The sequence below is a fragment of the Paenibacillus sp. NPDC056579 genome (genome assembly GCF_042793215.1).
Classification (GTDB): Bacteria; Bacillota; Bacilli; order Paenibacillales; family NBRC-103111; genus Paenibacillus_S.
In genome coordinates, this window is the sequence record NZ_JBHTVD010000013.1 from 1 (window position 1) to 17,560 (window position 17,560).

Genomic DNA, 17,560 nt, shown 5'->3' on the forward strand with positions numbered 1-17,560 from the left:
TTAAAGTGTCGCCGAAGCGACCGTATAACAGAGCTTGTCTTAAGCTCAAAATTCAATGCTAGCGAGAATTTGCATTCTCTATTTAACACTCACTCATTGTTCAGTTTTCAAAGGACAATCATTTCTTTTTTTCGATCGTTTTCGACATCCGTCAAAAGCGACCTGATTAATATATCACATTCGTCTACTTCTTTGCAAGTCTTTTTTTGAAAAAGTTTTCTCGTCTTTCTCAGAAGCTCTTGTCTCAAAAGCGACAAGTAGTAATGTACCAAATTCGAGATACAAATGCAAGAGGAATATTATGCCACATTAAACTTTAGGACAGTTAATTATAAGCCGCCAAGTGTCGCAGACACCAGTCAGGACGGACAGCTTGACGGCCGAAGCTGCAAGACCAAACAAAGATCTCACCGCAAAACCAAAATGGATTACACAGACCAGCCTTCCAGCTTCAAGAGCGGCTCGGCCTTAAGATCCAAGGCCGAGAACTGCCCGCGCCGCCACTTCAAGAAGGCGGCGGCCGCAATCATCGCGGCGTTGTCGGTGCAGAGGCTCAGCGGAGGCGCAAGCAGCGGCACGCCGATCTCCGCGCAGCGCGCCTCCAAGCGCTGCCGCAGCCCCTTGTTGGCGGCCACGCCGCCCGCCAACAGCAGCTGCTTCGCGCCGAAAGCCTGAACGGCGCGCGCGGATTTCTCCACCAGGACGTCGATGACCGAGTCCTGGAAGCCCTTGGCTACCGCTTGCGGATCAAGCGGCTGGCCCTTCATGTTGGCCTGGTTCAACACGGCCAACACGGCCGATTTCAGCCCGCTGAAGCTGAAATCGTAGGAATCCGGCTCCAGCCAGGCGCGCGGAAGAGTGACTCCCTCTTCCGCTTCGTGCGCGAGCCGGTCGATATGCGGCCCGCCGGGATACGGCAGCTTCAGAGCGCGAGCCACCTTATCGTACGCTTCGCCCGCAGCGTCGTCCCGGGTTTGGCCGATAATCCGGAATCGGCCCTCGGATTCGACATAGACAAGCTCCGTATGTCCGCCCGAAACGACAAGGGAAACGAACGGATATTCCAGCTTATGAACGAGCTGGTTCGCATAAATATGTCCCGCGATATGATGAACGCCGATCAACGGCAGCTCCAGAGCACAGGCCAACGCTTTGGCCGCGACCAAGCCGACCAGCAAGGAGCCGACCAAGCCCGGCCCTTGCGTTACGGCGATGGCCGACAAGTCCGCCGGGCGCAGCTTCGCTTTTTCCAGCGCTTCCTCAATGATAAATGTAATCGTCTCTACATGCTGGCGGGACGCCACCTCGGGAACAACCCCGCCGAAGCGCTGATGGGTCTCGATCTGGCTCGAGACGACATTGGACAAAATGTCCGTGCCGTCGGCCACTACAGCGACCGATGTCTCGTCGCAGCTAGTTTCTATTGCCAATATATAAGTCGGCTTCCCTTCCCGGGAAACCGTTTCGCGTTCTATCGATTCGGTTGTTTTCATGGCAAATCCCCTGTGAGTTCATTCAAATTGTGCGGATATTTCGGCAGGTCGGCCCACATGATGACGGCGTCCTCGCGATTATCCGTGTAATACCCCCGGCGAACGCCGACGGAATAAAACCCGAGCTTCTCATACAGTCCCCTCGCGACGTAGTTGGACGGCCGCACTTCCAGCGTCATCCGTACGGCGCCGAAGAAGCTTGCCGTTTTTTGCAGCTCGCGCATCAATCTTTCCCCGAGCTTTTTGCCGCGATATTTTTTCAGCACTGCTACATTGGTCACATGCGCCTCTTCCATAATAAGCCACATGCCGCCGTAGCCGGCTACTTCTCCGTCAATCTCCATCACCATATAACGGGCAAATTGATTGCTCGTCAATTCATTTTGAAACGCCCCTGCGGTCCATGGAGTTGTGAAGGCTTCCTGCTCAATCTCACAAATAGCCGGAATATCTTCCATGGTCATGGATCGAAATTCCAAAGAACCGGGAGCCTCCGTATGTTCACTGCTTTCCATCAGGAAGCCTCCTTATGATTTTTTGCCCAGCAATTTCGCTTCCGCTTCCGGCAGCTGCGTATAGTTTGGAACCAAGCCATGGGCAGTGTCGGTACGCCCCGCCTCCCACTGCAACCGGCCGAGCTCGGCGATATGGCGCGCCTTTATCTCGTGCGGCCACTCTGCCGCTTCACCGCCCCACTCCTCGAAAAAGCGCTGGAGCACTTCGGCGTGCAGCTCCGTTTCTCCCGTGAAAACAATACGGTCCGGAAGCTGTGAAGCGGTTCGGCCCCGCTCCAGCAGCGCCTCCGCCCAAGAGGACATGAGCCGAATGCCGTCCTTCTCCAGACAGCTCCAGCGATGATCGGCTACTTGATATAAGGCGGTGAAAGCTTGTCCTCTCCGCGCTTCAATCATAGGCACAACCCAGCTCGTTCCGTCTGTTTGGTACACCCGGTCAAGAGCAGACAACTCCTTGAACGGCAAGCCGTTATCTTCATGATCCGCCTGCCCCTTTTTTGAAACATAAAAAGCCTCCATACCGCCCAAAGCCATCGCTTCCAGGCTGGATACTCCGATAAGCGACATGCCGTGCGTCCATGCAAACGTTTTGCCGACCGTCACTCCAATTCGGACTCCGGTATAAGAACCCGGGCCAACTCCGACAGCGAAGGCGTCAAGCTCCTTGGGACGAAGGCCTGCTGACGCTAGCAGCTGCTGAATATGAGGTATCAAATGGATGGAATGATTTCGTTCCGCTTTGGAGGTAAGCTCGTCAACAAGCACCTTCCCATTGGCTAAAGCTATGGACATGGAGCTGGTGGACGTATCGACGGCCAGCAGGCTTCCTGTAAATTTGTTGTTGTCACTGTTCATAATACGATTCCGTTCTCCTTTAATTCTTTGCACCATTGTTCATAAGGATTGCCCAGCGGAGTCAGCTTAAACCTCCTGCCGGTATCCCCTGTGTGCTCGATGGTGATCGACAGCCTGTCGGGAGGCAGCAATTCCTCGATCAAAGAGGCCCACTCGATTAACGTAACGCCTTCCCCATAGAAGTAGTCGTCGAGACCAAGGTCGTCCGCTTCCTCCTGCGACAGCCGGTATACATCCATATGATAGAAAGGGAATACCTCCCCTTCATACTCTTTAATAATAGTAAATGTCGGGCTGTTCACGATTTCCTTCACCCCGATGGCTTTGGCGACCGCCTGGGAGAACGATGTCTTTCCCGCTCCCAAATCGCCGTCCAGCGTTATGACCGTTCCGGCCTGAAAACAGGATGCAAGACGTGCGGCCAGCATCGCTGTCTGGTCGAGGTTGTCTGCCTTGTATACATAAGAAGCAGGCTCACTCATTGCAGGACCCCTCCTTTCAAAAATGATTGTAGCCTTTTTTCTCTATCGGCACCGCATTGCCGCTGCTTTGGACGAGGCGGACGCCCTTCGTCTCCGAATTGACATAGCCGATGAGGTACAGCTCGAGCCCCGCTTCCTTAAACATCATCTGCAGGGTAATGGCATGCTCCGCTTGAACGGTACCCACCAGCTGGTAGTCCTCTCCGCCGTACAAAATGTAATGCAGAGGATCTTTCTCCGCCTTCAATGCATGCGCCAGCAGCTCTTCCGCAATCGGAATGCGGTCCTCTATCAAATCAATGCCTACGCCGGAAGCTTCGGCAATTTCCCAAGCCTCGCTCGCTAAGCCGTCACTTACATCATTCAGGGCATGGCACATCCCGGAGCGCTGAAGCAGCTGCCCCGCCTCTACCTGCGGCTCCGGCCGGCAGTGAGCTCGCATCAACGTCCGCTGCGCATCGTCAAAGGAATGCTCCTCCCATTGATCGGACGGGATATGTTTATCCAGCAGCAGCTCAAGTCCGGCTGCCGAGCGCCCCAGCATCCCGGTGGCGAACAGCACATCGCCTGTCCTTGCCGCCGAGCGAAGCAGCGCTTTGCCCGCTTCCACTTCTCCGATGACGGTAACCGACACCGTCAACCCGCCGATGGCCGATGTTGTATCACCGCCGACGATGACGACGCCCCAACGGTTCGCGCACTCGAACAAGCCGTGATATACGGCATCCAGCTTGTCCTGCGGCGTCCCTTTCGGAATGCTGATCGAGACAAGCGCATACCGCGGCACGGCCCCCATGGCGGCAATATCGCTCACGGACGCCGCCATTGCTTTATATCCGATATCCTGATCGCGCATCGTGACCGCCTTGAAGTGGATCTCCTCGGTCATCGTATCGCAAGTCATCACCAATTGACTATCCGGGGCAAGCTCCGCTACCGCCGCATCGTCGCCGATCCCGGTAACGACCCCGCTCGCCTGCTGAAAAGCGGCGGACTGCTTTCCTTCCGTCAATCTTCGAATTAACGCAAATTCATCCAAAGAACTCAATCCGATACCGCCTCCGTACTGTATTGTCCCTATTATAGCCCTCTGCTCCATGCGTAGCAATAAGCGTTTCAGGCAGGCAGGCCTTGCCCCTGACATTCGGATCGGAACGAGTTTTCGCAGAAAAAAGCCCTATCTTCAAGCTGCATCAGCTTAAACATAGGGCGTAAATTGCTTATTGTATTTCTTGCAGCTCCCTAACAGGCACGACCCGCGAATCTGCAGGCTGATGCTCGACGTGCACCTTGGCCGTCTCCTTGTCGGCATCCACACTGTCAATCCAGACGGGTACACCCTTCAGCTCCACATCAATCTTCGCTTCCGACTGCAAAATTTCCTGAGCGCGGTACAATTTCATTTCCCCATCACCTCCCGGTTACGAAATCGTCGGATCTCATCGATGCCCATGTCTGCTTTTTCGCTGCTACGGTTCCAAAACCGATTCCGGATGATCCATCGTATCCGTAGTCGACTCCTCAATCAAGCCGTTATTCAGACTGACTATGCCGCCTCCCAAGCCTTCGTTGACCATCCGGTCAATGTCCATAAAATAGTCCTGACGTCCTTGATGGAGAGCATCGCCTGCCTCCTGAGCCGCTGCCGCAGACGCACTGACGGCTCCTTCGTTTTGCACTTGTTCGCCTGTTTCGTTTGATTGCGAACGTTCGTTCTCCATTACTTGGACTCCTCCTTTTTTATTGGACGATTGCTGCTGCCGGTCAAGACCCATTCAGCTCACCGCGTCCCGGTTTATATGTAGCATGTCCCGTCACGGATTCATTCATCCACGTGTGCAATGGATGAAATAAGGGAATACTGGTTCGTATAGAGGACGCAAGTCCAGGTGAGGAGGAATCGCGATGCACACGGTTTGGAAAGGGGCTATTAGCTTCGGCTTGGTGCACGTTCCCGTCAAAATGTTTTCCGCTACCGAGGATAAGGACATTTCCATGCGCTATATCCACAAGGAATGCACGACACCGCTTAACTTTGTCCGTAAATGCCAGACGTGCGAACGGGAAGTCGAATGGGAGGAAATGGCCAGAGGGTACGAATACGAGCCGGGAGCCTTCGTTTTATTCGAGAAGGATGAGCTCGACAGCTTGAACGGAGAAGTCACCAAGGAAATCAAAATTCTTGATTTTGTACAGCTTACCGATATCGATCCGATCTATTTTCAAAAAACATATTATCTGGCGCCTAACGAAACGGGAGCCAACGCCTACAACCTGCTGCTGGAAGCGATGAAGCAAACGGGCAAAATCGGCATCGCCAAAGTGTCGATCCGTTCCAAAAGCAGCTTGGCGGCCATTCGCGTCATCGAAAATTGTATCGTTATGGAGACGATTTTTTATCCCGACGAAATCCGCTCTGTTGAGCAAGTGCCTAACCTGCCGGAGCAAAGCAATGTGAACGACAAAGAGCTGACAATGGCCAAAATGCTGATTGAGCAGCTCAGCACCCCGTTCGAGCCGGAGAAGTATAAAGACGATTACCGCGAAGCGGTCCTGAAAGCTATCGAGCAAAAAGTAAGCGGCAAGCAGGTAAGCATAGCGCCTGAGCCGAACAAGACGAACGTCATCGATCTGATGTCCGCCCTGCAGGCAAGCCTCGACGCGATGAAGCCGGTCCCGGAAACCGACGCCGCGCCGGCCGCCAAAACGAAAAAAACGAGGGCCAAAGGAAAAGCCAAGGAAGAAACGGTCTCCTAGCGCCTGAAACAGCAAACAAGCCGGCAAGCCGGTCTTCGGACCGCTTATCGGCTTATTTTTTATCCCAATGTTCCTTGGTTAAACAGAAGCAAAAGTGCAATCCTGCGGCGCGATGTCCACGAACGATTGAATGCTGGGCTGGCGCAGCGTCCGGTTGTGCGTCCATTCCATAAAATGAATTTTCACCGTCAGCACAGGCTTAATCCATACGGCATCCTTGCTCCGCTCCGGCTGATTGGCGAAAGGCCTCTCCGTGACGGCCAGATCTCTCGCCCGCTCGGTCATGGACCTCCAATCCTGCTGCGTCAGCTTGCCGGTTCCAGCATGACCTATGTACCACAGCCGCCCTTCTTCATCGTACAATCCCAGCAGCAGCGCATTCACCGTCCCCGCCCTGTGGGTGACTCCTCCTACTACGGCTACCAGATCCTGAAACAGCTTCTTTTTGAGCCATCGTTTATCTTTACCGTTCATCGCGTACACACTTCCAATGTCCTTGCACACAATGCCCTCAAGCTGATGCTGCTTCACTACGTCAAACAAACCGCTGATTTCCGAATAGCTTGGAACCAATTGCGCGTAAGGGGTTGGCTGAACAATCTTCTCCAATAGCTGCTGCCTCTCGGCGAGCGGCCGGGGAGTAACCCATTCCCCGTTATAAAATAGAATGTCAAATATCATGTAGACGATCGGCACCTGCTGGCGGACCAATGGAATGCGCCCGGATGTGCGCAGGCCATCGCGCCTCATCACTTGGTGAAAAGACGGCTTGCCTTCTTCTAACGCGATGATTTCGCCGTCCAAAATGACCGATTCCGCCCGGCAATAAGAAGGCACATCAGTCAGCTCGGGATACTGCATCGTTCGTTCATTCAGCTTGCGATTGACGAGCCGCGTCTCTTGCCCGTCGTAATACACGAGCATCCGAACGCCGTCCCATTTCAATTGCGCGATCCACTCTTTCCCTTCGGGCAGCCTGTCGGTCGAAATCGGCTCAAAAGGGACAACCGGTTTCAGTTTCATAAGTATCCTCCGAATGATCTTGTCATTCCAAGTATAGGCAAACGAAGGACCCGTTTATTCGCCCTTAAGGGTTAGCCCCTGAAGAAAATAGCGCCAATGACCAGTGAGGCCACGATCCCCCAGGCCGCGTTAATGTTCAAGTACTGGACCATAATGAAATAGCCCGCCCCGAGCACGAAGGGCAAAAAGCTGATAAAGCCGTCGCTCGGCTTGAACGCATACTTGGCAAAATCGTAAGCAAGCATTGCCATCATGACGAAAATCACCGGCTGAACGCCTTTGATCATGCCGCGAATGACCGGATTGTTTTGCAGCTTGAGCATCACTCCTACCAGCGCGACCATCAGCAGAGCCGTCGGCATGACCACCGCCGCAAGCGCAACGCAGGCTCCGGCCCAGCCGGCGATTTTAAAACCGATATAAGCAGCCAGCTTCGTCGCGATAGGTCCCGGCAGGGCATTGCCGAACGCCAGAGCATTACCGAACTCCTCCGGTGTCATCCAACCCATCCGCACCACTTCGTTCTGATAGAGGGGAATAATCGACGGCCCCCCGCCGTAGCCGAGCATCGTCGCTTTCCCGAAGGCGATGAATAAATTCCATAATGTAGTCCACATCGTAGTTCACGTTCCTCCTCGTTGAAAACTGCTACAGCTTCATGCCCATCCGGCTCTTGTAGCGTTTAATAAGCATCTGGCAATCGACGCTGACAATGCCGGGCATTGTATACAGCTTCTCCACCAGAAACGCCTCCATCTCTTGAAAATCCTTGAAAATGCCGTGCATATGAAGCTTGCTCGGCCCAGTCATATGGTACAAGCTGGTCACTTCCGTCTCCTGCGCCAAGCTTTCTGCAACCTGCTGCAAATATTGCGGCTCGATGTCCACGTTAAAAAAGGTGGATACACTCATGCCGATCTTGCCGGGATTGATTACGGCGGTGAATTTTTCAATGACGCCATGCTCCATTAAGGCGCTAATTCGGGACTGGACGGCGACTCGGGAAAGACCGATATCTCTCCCCAGATCCGTGTAAGATATTCTCCCGTTATCGTGAAGCGCATCTAATATTTTCAGATCGTATTCGTCCAATTGCACCGCAGGCTGCTGCGTAACAGGCTGTTGCTCCAAGTGATAGACCTCCTTCATGATGAATTAAAGGATAAAATCAACATAAACAAAACGTAACCTTTTATAAAATTATACATTCGTTTCGTCATCAAGTAAACCATTTTATCCTGCATTCCGAATTAAAAGTTATTGTCTAGCAAACTTGTTCTGTGTTATGTTTATTGTTAATCTTGGTCTTTTTCGGAAAGAAAATATGGTTTCACGCCTAGAGATATGTCATATAAAGTAACATGAATTTATGCAGCTTGTACTTATGTAGGGTTTACACATGACGAAAAGGCAATTCATCCCCCATTTCAACGAAAAAGGAGCACGCACTCATGAAACAATCGGTTATCGGCACCAAAACAATGGTTGTAAGCCCGCACTATTTGGCATCCATGGCGGGAGGCCGGATTTTGCAGCAAGGCGGCAACGCTTTTGACGCGGCTGTTGCGATCAGCGCATGCCTGGCCGTTGTTTACCCCCACATGACCGGGATTGGCGGCGATTCGTTCTGGTTGTGCTACAGCAGCAAAGACCGCAATGTGCGTGCCTACAATGCAAGCGGAAGGGCCGGCTCCAAGGTGACGATCGATACCTATGCCGGGGAAGCCGTGATCCCGTTTCGCGGCGTACGGAGCGCCATCACCGTTCCCGGCATGGTGGACGGCTGGGACGCGGTCCTTCGCGAATACGGCCGTCTTACGTTGGCCGAGGTGCTGGAGCCCGCCATCAGCTACGCGGCTGACGGATTTCCAATGACCAAGGACCAGCATACGCATACCTTGAACAATTTCGCCCTGCTGTCCGGAACGCCTTATACTTCCGGCATATATACTCCCGGCCAGCGGGTACCCGAGCCGGGCGAGCGGTTCGTTCAAAGCGATTTGGCATCGAGTCTGCGCGACATAGCGGCTCATGGGAGAGAGTCGTTTTATACCGGCAAGCTGGCGCAAGCCATCACCGGTTTTCTTGAGCAGTCCGGAGGCCTTCTCACAGCGGACGACTTCGCCGCCCATCGAGGCAATTGGGTGACGCCTGTATCTACGACCTATCGCGGCTATACCGTCTACCAGATGCCGCCGAACTCCCAAGGCTTCGTAGGTTTGATGGCCTTGAACATTTTGGAGCAGGTCGATCTGAAGTCGTTCGAGAACGGCTCGTATGAATATTACCACCTGCTGGTAGAGGCATTGAAACGAAGCTTCCAGGACCGCAACGAGGTGCTGAGCGATCCGGATTTTTGCCGCATTCCGCTCGACAAGCTGCTGGACAAAGACTACGCCCGCGAAATGTTCGGCGAAATTTCGATGGAAAGCGCTCTGGCTCCGGCCGTCAGCAAGCCGATGGGAAGCGATACTGCGTATGCGGCCGTAGTAGACGAGGAAGGAAATGCCGTCTCCTTCATCCAGAGCTTGTATTTCGAGTACGGTTCCGGAGTGGTGGCGGGAAATACCGGCATTCTGCTGCAAAACCGCGGCTCCTTCTTCTCCCTCGATCCTGAGCATGTCAACTGCTTGCAGCCGAACAAGCGCTCTTTCCATACGCTCATGCCGGCTCTCGCCTGTAAGGATGGCAAGCCGGCCATATTGTACGGCACCCAAGGCGGCGAAGGACAGCCTCAGACGCAGACCGCGATCATAACGCGAATGATCGATTACGGTATGCACCCGCAGGAAGCGGTCAACGAGCCAAGATTCGTATGGGGACGAACCTGGGGGAACGATTCGCAAGAGCTCAAGCTCGAAGGGAGAGTGGATCAGAGGGTTGCCAAACGATTAGCGGCAGCCGGACATGACGTGAATATCGTGAACGATTTCGACGGGATTATGGGGCACGCCCATGCCATTCGAATCGACGACAGCGGCTTCCTCTACGGCGGCTTCGATCCGCGCAGCGACGGCTTAAGCATCGGGTGGTAAAACGGTAAAGGTTTCAAAACAGTCAGACCGGGCATCGCCCGGTCTTTTTCACCACAATAGAATTAATAATATTCCAAGGTCATCGAATGTGAAAATTCTATTTGGCGATAAATCCTGCCATGCTTACGAAGCGAGTATTGTTAAAGCAAAACTTTAAGGTCACTCATCTTGAAAGGCCTCGATAGAGGTTTTTTCACGTTTGGATTCACAGGAGCGCGACCATAATGAGGGTAGGACCGAATTCGGCAGTACTGCAGCCGACCGGCCTGCGACAGTCCACACCATTCCCTTATGGTTTAAGTATTCGCTTATCAACCGTCCAAACAAAGGAGTGCACCTATATGGCCGCCGCATCCAATAACAACAAAGGCACCGTCATCATTGAAGGGGAAGAAATCACGATTTCGAATCCCCAGAAGCTGCTGTGGCCGGAGCTCGGCATCACCAAAATCATTTATTTGGAGAAGCTGCTGAAGCTGGCGCCTTATTTGCTGGAATATTGCCGCGACCGGTATTTGACGACGATCCGGTTTCCGAACGGCTACGCGGATAAATCGTTTTATCAAAAAAACGCCCCGGAGCCGACTCCGCATTTTGTCAAAACGGCGGTGCTCGAAGGCATTCAATACGTGCATCTCGATTCCGTTCCGACCTTGCTGTGGCTCGGCAATTTGGCCTGCCTGGAGTTTCACCCGTCCTTTCACCGGATCGGCGAGCAGCTCCCCGAGGAATGGCTGATCGATATCGATCCAACGCTAGATCCTGAGCCGCGCATTATGGAAGCCGCGGAAATTATCGGCGAAGCGCTGGATAGAATGCAAATCCGCTCCGTCCCCAAGACCTCGGGAGCTACGGGCGTGCAGATCTACGTTCCGATAGAACGGGGCTATACGTTCGAGCAGCTGCGCAAAATCGGCTTCTTCGTAGCCAATTATTGCGTGCAGAAGCATCCCAAGCTGTTCACGATAGAGCGGTTGAAAAAAGACCGCGGCACGCTAATTTATATCGACTACTTGCAGCATTGGTACGGAAAAACGCTGTCCGCGCCTTACACGCCGCGAGCGCGCAAGGACGCCACGGTATCCGCGCCCCTGCACTGGGAGGAGGTTGCCCGCCGGTGCGATCCCCGCGAATTTACGCTGCTGACGATGGAAAGCCGGCTTGCCGAGCAGGGCGACCTGATCAAGCAGGTGCCGCCGCAAAAGCTGGATCAGGTGCTGGCTTTTATCGAATCGGCCAAGTCCTGAAGGCGGCCCGAAGTCTAGAACAGCGGCGACAGCAGGCGTGCCATCACTTCCTTCGCCTTTTCCATGCGCGGACGCTTCTCGAACTGCTCCAGCTTGATTTCTTTGCTGTCCTTTAAATCCTGCAAGAAATCGGCTTCCAGCCGCTGGATCGTCTCTTTGTCGAACAGCACGGCGTTCAGCTCAAAATTGCTGAAGAAGCTGCGCATATCCATATTCGCGGTTCCGACGGACGCCAGCATATCGTCAATGAGAATGACCTTCGCATGCATGAATCCTTTTTCATACGAATAAAACCGGACCCCCGCCTGCATCAGCTCCTCGAAGTAAGATTTCGAAGCGTAATTGACAATTTTGGAGTCGGAACGAGACGGAAAGATCACCCGGACGTCCACGCCGCTGACCGCTGCCGTCTTCAGCCCCATGCTGATGCTCGGATCAGGCACAAAGTACGGCGTAGTAATAAAAATACGCTTCTTGGCCGCCGTAATCGCCCCGAAGTACATTTCGAGGATGGCATCCCAGTGAGCGTCCGGGCCGCTGCTGATGATTTGCACTCTTTTCCCGCCCGAATTATCGTGCTCGGGAAACAGGCTGGAATCGGTCAACCTCTGTCCGCTGACAAAATACCAATCCGAAAGAAACGTATATTGCAGAGAATATACGGCATCCCCGACCAGCTCCAAATGCGTATCTCTCCAAAAGCCCAGCTTCGGATTGCCCCCCAAATATTCGTTCCCGACATTAATCCCGCCAAGGTATCCTATCATCCCGTCCACGACGACGATTTTCCGGTGATTCCGGTAATTCATCCTTTTGTCGAAAAAGGCGATTAACGGCGGTAAAAATATGTACGCCTCCACTCCCGCTTCCCGCAGCTCGATCAAGAAGCTGTTATCCAGCTGATAGCTGCCGATGCCGTCGAAAATGCACCGAACCTTCACACCCTGCCGAGCCTTGCGGATCAGCAGCTCCTGAAACCGGCGACCGGTCTTGTCATGACGTATCGTGTAAAATTCGAAGTGGATGTAGCTTGCCGCTTTCTCCATCCCCTCCATTATGGCATCGTAGGCCATGTCCGCGTTGGTCAGCACCCTCACTTCATTTTGCTGTGTCACCGACGAGCTCGGGATATTGTTCAGCAGCGCATAGAGGCGCGAATCCTTCGTTACTCCGTCCGGTTGCTGCAGTTCGTCATTCGGCTGCGATGCCGAGTACCTTCTCCCTTCATGCATCGGATCCGGAATGTATCGGAGCCCTTTGCGGCGCACTTTTTTTCGGTGCGTATATTCCTTCGCCAAAAAGTAATACATAATAAACCCAATTATTGGAAAAATAAACAAAATAACGAGCCAAGCGACCGTCTTGGCGGGATGGCGAAATTCATGAAACAGGATCGTTATGATTTGAAATATAAAGAGCAGCAAAGCGGCTACAAGCCATATCACAATCCGTTCCCCCTCCGATTTGAGTCAATGAGTACAACTTTGGCCGTCTTATTGTAATCTATTCCTTCATTAGCTATACCGTACCATCCATGATCTACAACGAACCTTTCGCCGCGCCGACCGAAATGCCGATTTGCATCCGTTGTAATAAAAATTCCTTTTTTGAGAAAAATATACGGGACACACTCCGGCGCATGCTGCCGAGGTGCTAGTACATCCGGGGAGGCCGTCATGCTGCGGTGGAGAAATCGGAAACAAAAAAGCGAAAAAACGCAAAAGCAGTCGCTTCAAGAGTTCGATTATCAATTCATCGATGACTTGAAGTCCGTGAAGATTTCCGCTTCTTTGGAAGAGAACAAAGATTTTTTGAACGAGATGTTCGCGGATTGCTCGGACTTCGTCATTCGCGAATTTTATATAGAGCGAAGCGCCAAAGCGATCTTCTTCTTTGTGGACGGACTGGTGAATACGCAGTCCGCCAATGAAGCGATGAAAACGCTGATGGTCATTGAAGGCAAGGAGTATCTGATCGAGCGGATTCTGGAGACGTCCTTGCCGGTCACGCAAACACAGCAGGCGGACAACTATGCCGATATGCTCAAATCCGTACTTGGCGGCGACGTCGGCTTGATTGTCGAAGGCAACACTCAATGCATATTGATGGGGATACGGGGAATGGAGAAGCGCTCCATTCAGGAGCCGGAGACCGAAGCCGTCATTCGCGGCCCCCGCGAGGGCTTTGTCGAAAATTTGCGCACGAACACCTCGATGGTCCGCCGCAAGCTGAAGACGCCGCGGCTCAAAATGAAGCCCATGACTATCGGGCGGGAAAGCAACACGAGCATTGTCATCACCTATATGGAGGATATCGCCGACCCGGCTCTTGTCGATGAAGTGCTGTGCCGATTGGAAAAAATCGATATCGATGCGATTTTGGAAACCGGCTATTTGGAAGAGCTTATCCAGGATTCTGCCTTCTCTCCGTTCCCGCAAATCCAATATACGGAAAGACCCGACATGGTAGCCGCCGCCCTGCTTCAAGGACGCGTAGGCATTATCGTCGACGGAACTCCTTTCGTGCTGCTGGTGCCGTTCGTATTCGCCGAAGCGCTGCATGCAACGGAGGACTATTACGAGCGGTTTCAGATGATGACGCTGATCCGCTGGCTTCGCTATGTGCTGCTTGTATTGTCTCTGCTCACGCCAGGCTTGTACGTGGCGTTTACTACATTCCATCAGGATTTGCTTCCCACGTCGCTATTGCTGTCGGTAGCGGCATCGCGGGAAGCGATTCCTTTTCCGGCGGTAGTCGAAGCCTTCATCATGGAGACGACCTTCGAAGCGCTGCGGGAAGCAGGAATCCGGCTCCCCAAGACCATCGGGGCTGCGGTCAGTATTCTGGGAGCCCTGGTTATCGGGCAAGCTGCGGTTCAAGCCGGCATCGTGTCGGCGCCGATGGTTATCGTCGTTTCGCTGACCGGTATCGCATCGTTTACGATCCCGCGCTTTAACGCCGCTATCGCCATCCGTATACTACGCTTTCCGATCATGATTGCGGCGGCGATCTTCGGCCTGTACGGCATATTGATCTGCATAATGCTATTGCTCGGTCATCTGGCTAACCTTCGCTCCTTCGGCGTGCCTTACTTGTCGCCTTTCGGACCGATCTCATCCAACGATATGAAGGATGCCATGTTCCGGGCTCCATGGTGGTCGCTTAAAGAACGGCCTTCCTTTATGACCTTGAAGGATTCGACGCGCCAAGGCGACGAGCTGTCCAAGGAAATTAAAGAACAAGGCGGACAAAGAGGGATGTCCATCCAACATGACAATGAGGATCGGGGGAATGTCGAATGAGAAGACGAAGCGCCTTGTGCGCCTTTCTCGCTTGTTCGCTGCTCCTGCTTTCCGGATGCTGGGACCGTACGGAAATCAACGACGTCGCTTTCGTCGTATCTTCAGCGGTTGATCTGGACGAGGACGGCAAAGTACGCATTACCGTCATGGTTCCTCTGCCGGGGCAAATGGGCGGGGCAACCGGAGGCGGCGGTGGTACTGGGGGGGGAGGAGGAAAGAGCTACTATTTGGACTCGGAGGCCGGCTCGACCTTCCGGGCTGCGCAAGCGAAGCTGCAGCAGCGGATGTCCCGGCGCATGTTCTTCGGTCACCGGAGAACGCTTATCGTCGGCGAAGATGTCGCCAAGGCCGGCATCGGCGATTTGTTCGACTCTTCTCCCCGTAATTCAGAAAACCGGATGTCCACCTATCTCGTTACAACGAAAGGAAAAGCTTACGAGCTGCTGCAGGCTGCGCCCAAATTCGAGCGCTTTCCATCGGAGGTTATTCGCGAGCTGGCCAAATCGGGCAGCCTGATGGATATCAACATGAAGGACGTCGGAGTAGCCCTTAACGCTCCGGGAAGCGATCCGGTTATGGTTCTCATGGATGTTAAAAATTCGGTCAAAAGCGATAAACAATCGAAGGAAATCGAAGTCAAAGGCTATGCCCAGTTTCGGGGAGATAAAATGATCGGCACGCTTGAGAACGAGGAGGCGCAAGGCTTCTCCTGGCTGCGTAACGAGTCGATAAAAACAACGGTCGATTTGGAGTATGACAAGGAGAAAAAAAACAGGATCGGGCTGCGTATGCATGAGGTCCATACAAGAATAAAGCCGGCGATCCGCGATGATAAGCTTCGCTTTACCATTAACGTTCAAGCCAAGGCGGTTTTGCTCGAGGACGAGAAGCATCTCGATTTGAGCCAGATCAAAAATGTAGACAAAATCGAATTGCTGCTCAACGATTATATGAAAAAAGCGATGACCCGCGTTATCGAGAAATGCAAGAAAAATAACGTCGATTCCATACAGTTCGGCACCTATATATGGAGAAGCTTTCCCGATCAATGGAAGGCAACCTACGCCAAAAACTGGCCGCAGGCCATGAAGCAGGCCGAATACGACATTTATGTAAAGAGCACGCTGATTGAAACGGGCTTGATCTATGAAAATGTGACGAAGGGGAGTTCGTTCAAATGAATGTCATTTTTTTAACGTTCTACCTCATAGCCATGGTAGTCACTTTGCTATTCGATATTAGAAAGCTTCGCAGTCAAAAACCGCCTCTGAAGCGATTGTATTATTTGATATTTGCACTTGCCTTCGGCGTGTACTTCTGCTTTCTGCTAGGGTACCAAATCCCCATGCCGACCAGCTTTTTCATCCATAAGGTATCGCCGTGGGTCTTCTCCAAGATGCAGCACTGAACCGACAATGATAATGAAGCAGGTGAAGGTATGGATTCCAAGCAAATCATCAACTACAGGCAGTTCTCCTGGTTAACGGCCTCCTTGTTGACGGGAGGGGGGCTTGTCAGCATCCAGCACGATCTTGTCCGGGTTGCTCGTATGGACGCATGGTTCACCTACATCGTGCCTACCTTGTACGGGATCTTGGTGGCGTTCGTTTTTTGCCTGATTGCACAGCGGTTTCCGGGCAAAAACTTATTTGAGATCAATAAGATGATTATGGGGCAGGGCTTCGGCACGGTGTGCAACCTGATTCTGATATTCCATTTCTGGCTGCTGCTGATCCGGGATGTCCGATCCTTCGGCAAATTCATGGGAACGATCCTGCTGCCGAACACGCCTGAAGAGATAGTTCTGTTCCTTCTTGTGCTGCTTATCATGTATTTCGGACGTTCCAGCATTGAGGTAATGGCGAGAGTCAACGATATTATGTTCCCGTATTTCGCCATGACCATTATTCTGCTTCCTCTGATGCTGACCAATGAATTGGACAAGTCGTTGATAGAACCCATCCTGGCCGGCGACCTGATTTCGGTATGGAACGGAAATTTCTTGTCTCTCGGATGGTATGGGGACGTTATAATTCTCGGGGCGTTCCTGCACACGATCGGCCAAATCCGTCAGGTGCGGTCCGCCATCCGCCACGGAGTCATTCTGTCTTCGTTTTTTCTTGCCGTGTTTCTGCTGCTTGAAGTACTGGTGTTCGGCCCCGTTATAACGGGCAATCTTATTTACCCAAACTATAATCTGGTGCAGCAAATCCATATCACCGACTTCCTGGACCGGATGGATCTGCTCATCTTGAGCATCTGGGCTCCGATTTTATTTTGCAAGGATATTTTAATTTACATGGCGCTTTTAACCGGAATCGCGAGTTTGGTGAAGCAGAGGGATTACAGCACCATTAATACTCCTACAGGCTTCTTCGTATTAATTACGTCTCTATTGGCATTCAAAAATACGTCGGAGTTGTTCAGCTTCGGCAATTTCAGCTCCACCGTGATAATACTAAGCTACCAGCCGCTTCTGCTTGTACTGTTGGTGGGACTCTCGCTTAGGCATCCGAAGAAAGTACCGGACGAATCCCCCGGCAAGTCCGGAGATGCGAATGGAGGCAACAGTCCGCCCGGCAAATCAGGCAGCCAGGGCCGTACATCCAGACGCTCCTCGAGCCGCTCCATCATGCAGCATTCGTACCACGGGTGGTCCAAGGTAAGCAATGCGCTGCTTCTCGTCTGCATCGTATCCCTAGTTGTAGGCCTGTTGGGAAGCGAGTATTATGCGATGATCGGAGTCATCTGCAGCATTATATACGGCACCTGCATGATACTGGCCACGATCAGCTCGTACATGGAGCTGGTGCAGGCACGGCAGCAGCAGGTGTAACGATCCGGAGCCCGG

General features: G+C 52.8%; 18 protein-coding genes. 7 read left to right on the forward strand and 11 right to left on the reverse strand.

The window, feature by feature from the left end:
* Positions 1 to 428: 428 nt before the first annotated feature.
* The 7 genes from tsaD to ACFQ88_RS33245 all read right to left on the reverse strand — a co-directional run bounded on the left by tsaD (position 429) and on the right by ACFQ88_RS33245 (position 5,066).
* Positions 429 to 1,493: a tRNA (adenosine(37)-N6)-threonylcarbamoyltransferase complex transferase subunit TsaD gene (gene tsaD / locus ACFQ88_RS33215; protein WP_379461383.1), complete on the reverse strand. Its 1,065-nt coding sequence runs from the start codon at positions 1,491 to 1,493 to the stop codon at positions 429 to 431.
* Positions 1,490 to 2,008, reverse strand: coding sequence for a ribosomal protein S18-alanine N-acetyltransferase (gene rimI / locus ACFQ88_RS33220; RefSeq protein ID WP_239631257.1), 519 nt, complete (start codon positions 2,006 to 2,008; stop codon positions 1,490 to 1,492). Before rimI ends, tsaD begins: the two co-directional genes overlap by 4 nt.
* Positions 2,009 to 2,020: 12 nt before the next feature.
* Complete coding sequence (gene tsaB / locus ACFQ88_RS33225; RefSeq protein WP_379461386.1) at positions 2,021 to 2,863, reverse strand: tRNA (adenosine(37)-N6)-threonylcarbamoyltransferase complex dimerization subunit type 1 TsaB; 843 nt, start codon at positions 2,861 to 2,863, stop codon at positions 2,021 to 2,023.
* Positions 2,860 to 3,345, reverse strand: a complete 486-nt coding sequence (gene tsaE, locus ACFQ88_RS33230) for a tRNA (adenosine(37)-N6)-threonylcarbamoyltransferase complex ATPase subunit type 1 TsaE (protein ID WP_379461388.1) — start codon at positions 3,343 to 3,345, stop codon at positions 2,860 to 2,862. Before tsaE ends, tsaB begins: the two co-directional genes overlap by 4 nt.
* 16 nt (positions 3,346 to 3,361) lie before the next feature.
* Positions 3,362 to 4,393: a thiamine-phosphate kinase gene (thiL, locus tag ACFQ88_RS33235; RefSeq protein WP_379461390.1), complete on the reverse strand. Its 1,032-nt coding sequence runs from the start codon at positions 4,391 to 4,393 to the stop codon at positions 3,362 to 3,364.
* Between the two features lie 172 nt (positions 4,394 to 4,565).
* Positions 4,566 to 4,748: an H-type small acid-soluble spore protein gene (locus ACFQ88_RS33240; protein ID WP_379461392.1), complete on the reverse strand. Its 183-nt coding sequence runs from the start codon at positions 4,746 to 4,748 to the stop codon at positions 4,566 to 4,568.
* A 66-nt stretch (positions 4,749 to 4,814) separates the two neighbouring features.
* Positions 4,815 to 5,066 carry a hypothetical protein gene (locus ACFQ88_RS33245; protein ID WP_239635623.1) on the reverse strand — a complete coding sequence of 84 codons (252 nt, stop codon included), beginning with the start codon at positions 5,064 to 5,066 and terminating at the stop codon, positions 4,815 to 4,817.
* Positions 5,067 to 5,250: 184 nt separating this feature from the next.
* Between ACFQ88_RS33245 and ku the strand changes: the two genes are divergently transcribed.
* Positions 5,251 to 6,102, forward strand: a complete 852-nt coding sequence (gene ku / locus ACFQ88_RS33250) for a non-homologous end joining protein Ku (RefSeq protein WP_379461394.1) — start codon at positions 5,251 to 5,253, stop codon at positions 6,100 to 6,102.
* 78 nt (positions 6,103 to 6,180) lie between these two features.
* Here the strand turns inward: ku and ACFQ88_RS33255 are convergent, their stop codons facing one another.
* The 3 genes from ACFQ88_RS33255 to chrS form a co-directional block, all read right to left on the reverse strand.
* The gene (locus tag ACFQ88_RS33255; RefSeq protein WP_379461396.1) at positions 6,181 to 7,125 is read right to left on the reverse strand and encodes an ATP-dependent DNA ligase; all 945 of its coding nucleotides are present in this window, start codon (positions 7,123 to 7,125) and stop codon (positions 6,181 to 6,183) included.
* Positions 7,126 to 7,196: 71 nt separating this feature from the next.
* The gene (locus tag ACFQ88_RS33260; RefSeq protein WP_239631242.1) at positions 7,197 to 7,742 is read right to left on the reverse strand and encodes a chromate transporter; all 546 of its coding nucleotides are present in this window, start codon (positions 7,740 to 7,742) and stop codon (positions 7,197 to 7,199) included.
* A gap of 31 nt (positions 7,743 to 7,773) precedes the next feature.
* Positions 7,774 to 8,256, reverse strand: coding sequence for a chromate efflux transcriptional regulator ChrS (gene chrS, locus ACFQ88_RS33265; protein WP_239631240.1), 483 nt, complete (start codon positions 8,254 to 8,256; stop codon positions 7,774 to 7,776).
* Positions 8,257 to 8,576: 320 nt separating this feature from the next.
* On the opposite strand from chrS, the gene ggt reads away from it, so the two are divergent.
* The gene (gene ggt, locus ACFQ88_RS33270; protein WP_379461399.1) at positions 8,577 to 10,160 is read left to right on the forward strand and encodes a gamma-glutamyltransferase; all 1,584 of its coding nucleotides are present in this window, start codon (positions 8,577 to 8,579) and stop codon (positions 10,158 to 10,160) included.
* Positions 10,161 to 10,501: 341 nt separating this feature from the next.
* Positions 10,502 to 11,407 (forward strand): non-homologous end-joining DNA ligase, encoded by a 906-nt coding sequence (gene ligD / locus ACFQ88_RS33275; RefSeq protein WP_379461655.1) that lies wholly within the window; start codon positions 10,502 to 10,504, stop codon positions 11,405 to 11,407.
* Positions 11,408 to 11,421: 14 nt separating this feature from the next.
* Here ligD and cls read toward each other — a convergent pair whose 3' ends face one another.
* Positions 11,422 to 12,852 carry a cardiolipin synthase gene (cls, locus tag ACFQ88_RS33280; RefSeq protein WP_379461401.1) on the reverse strand — a complete coding sequence of 477 codons (1,431 nt, stop codon included), beginning with the start codon at positions 12,850 to 12,852 and terminating at the stop codon, positions 11,422 to 11,424.
* 231 nt (positions 12,853 to 13,083) lie between these two features.
* Here cls and ACFQ88_RS33285 point away from each other — a divergent pair, with 231 nt between their 5' ends.
* Genes ACFQ88_RS33285 through ACFQ88_RS33300 form a run of 4 tightly spaced genes read left to right on the forward strand, consistent with a single transcriptional unit; the run spans position 13,084 to position 17,545 of the window.
* A complete protein-coding gene (locus ACFQ88_RS33285) occupies positions 13,084 to 14,709 on the forward strand; it encodes a spore germination protein (RefSeq protein WP_379461403.1) in 1,626 nt (541 codons plus the stop codon).
* A complete protein-coding gene (locus ACFQ88_RS33290) occupies positions 14,706 to 15,890 on the forward strand; it encodes a Ger(x)C family spore germination protein (protein ID WP_379461405.1) in 1,185 nt (394 codons plus the stop codon). The genes ACFQ88_RS33285 and ACFQ88_RS33290 overlap by 4 nt, the downstream gene beginning before the upstream one ends.
* Positions 15,887 to 16,117: a hypothetical protein gene (locus tag ACFQ88_RS33295; protein WP_239631227.1), complete on the forward strand. Its 231-nt coding sequence runs from the start codon at positions 15,887 to 15,889 to the stop codon at positions 16,115 to 16,117. Before ACFQ88_RS33290 ends, ACFQ88_RS33295 begins: the two co-directional genes overlap by 4 nt.
* A 30-nt stretch (positions 16,118 to 16,147) precedes the next feature.
* Positions 16,148 to 17,545, forward strand: a complete 1,398-nt coding sequence (locus ACFQ88_RS33300) for a GerAB/ArcD/ProY family transporter (RefSeq protein WP_379461408.1) — start codon at positions 16,148 to 16,150, stop codon at positions 17,543 to 17,545.
* Positions 17,546 to 17,560 lie beyond the last annotated feature (15 nt).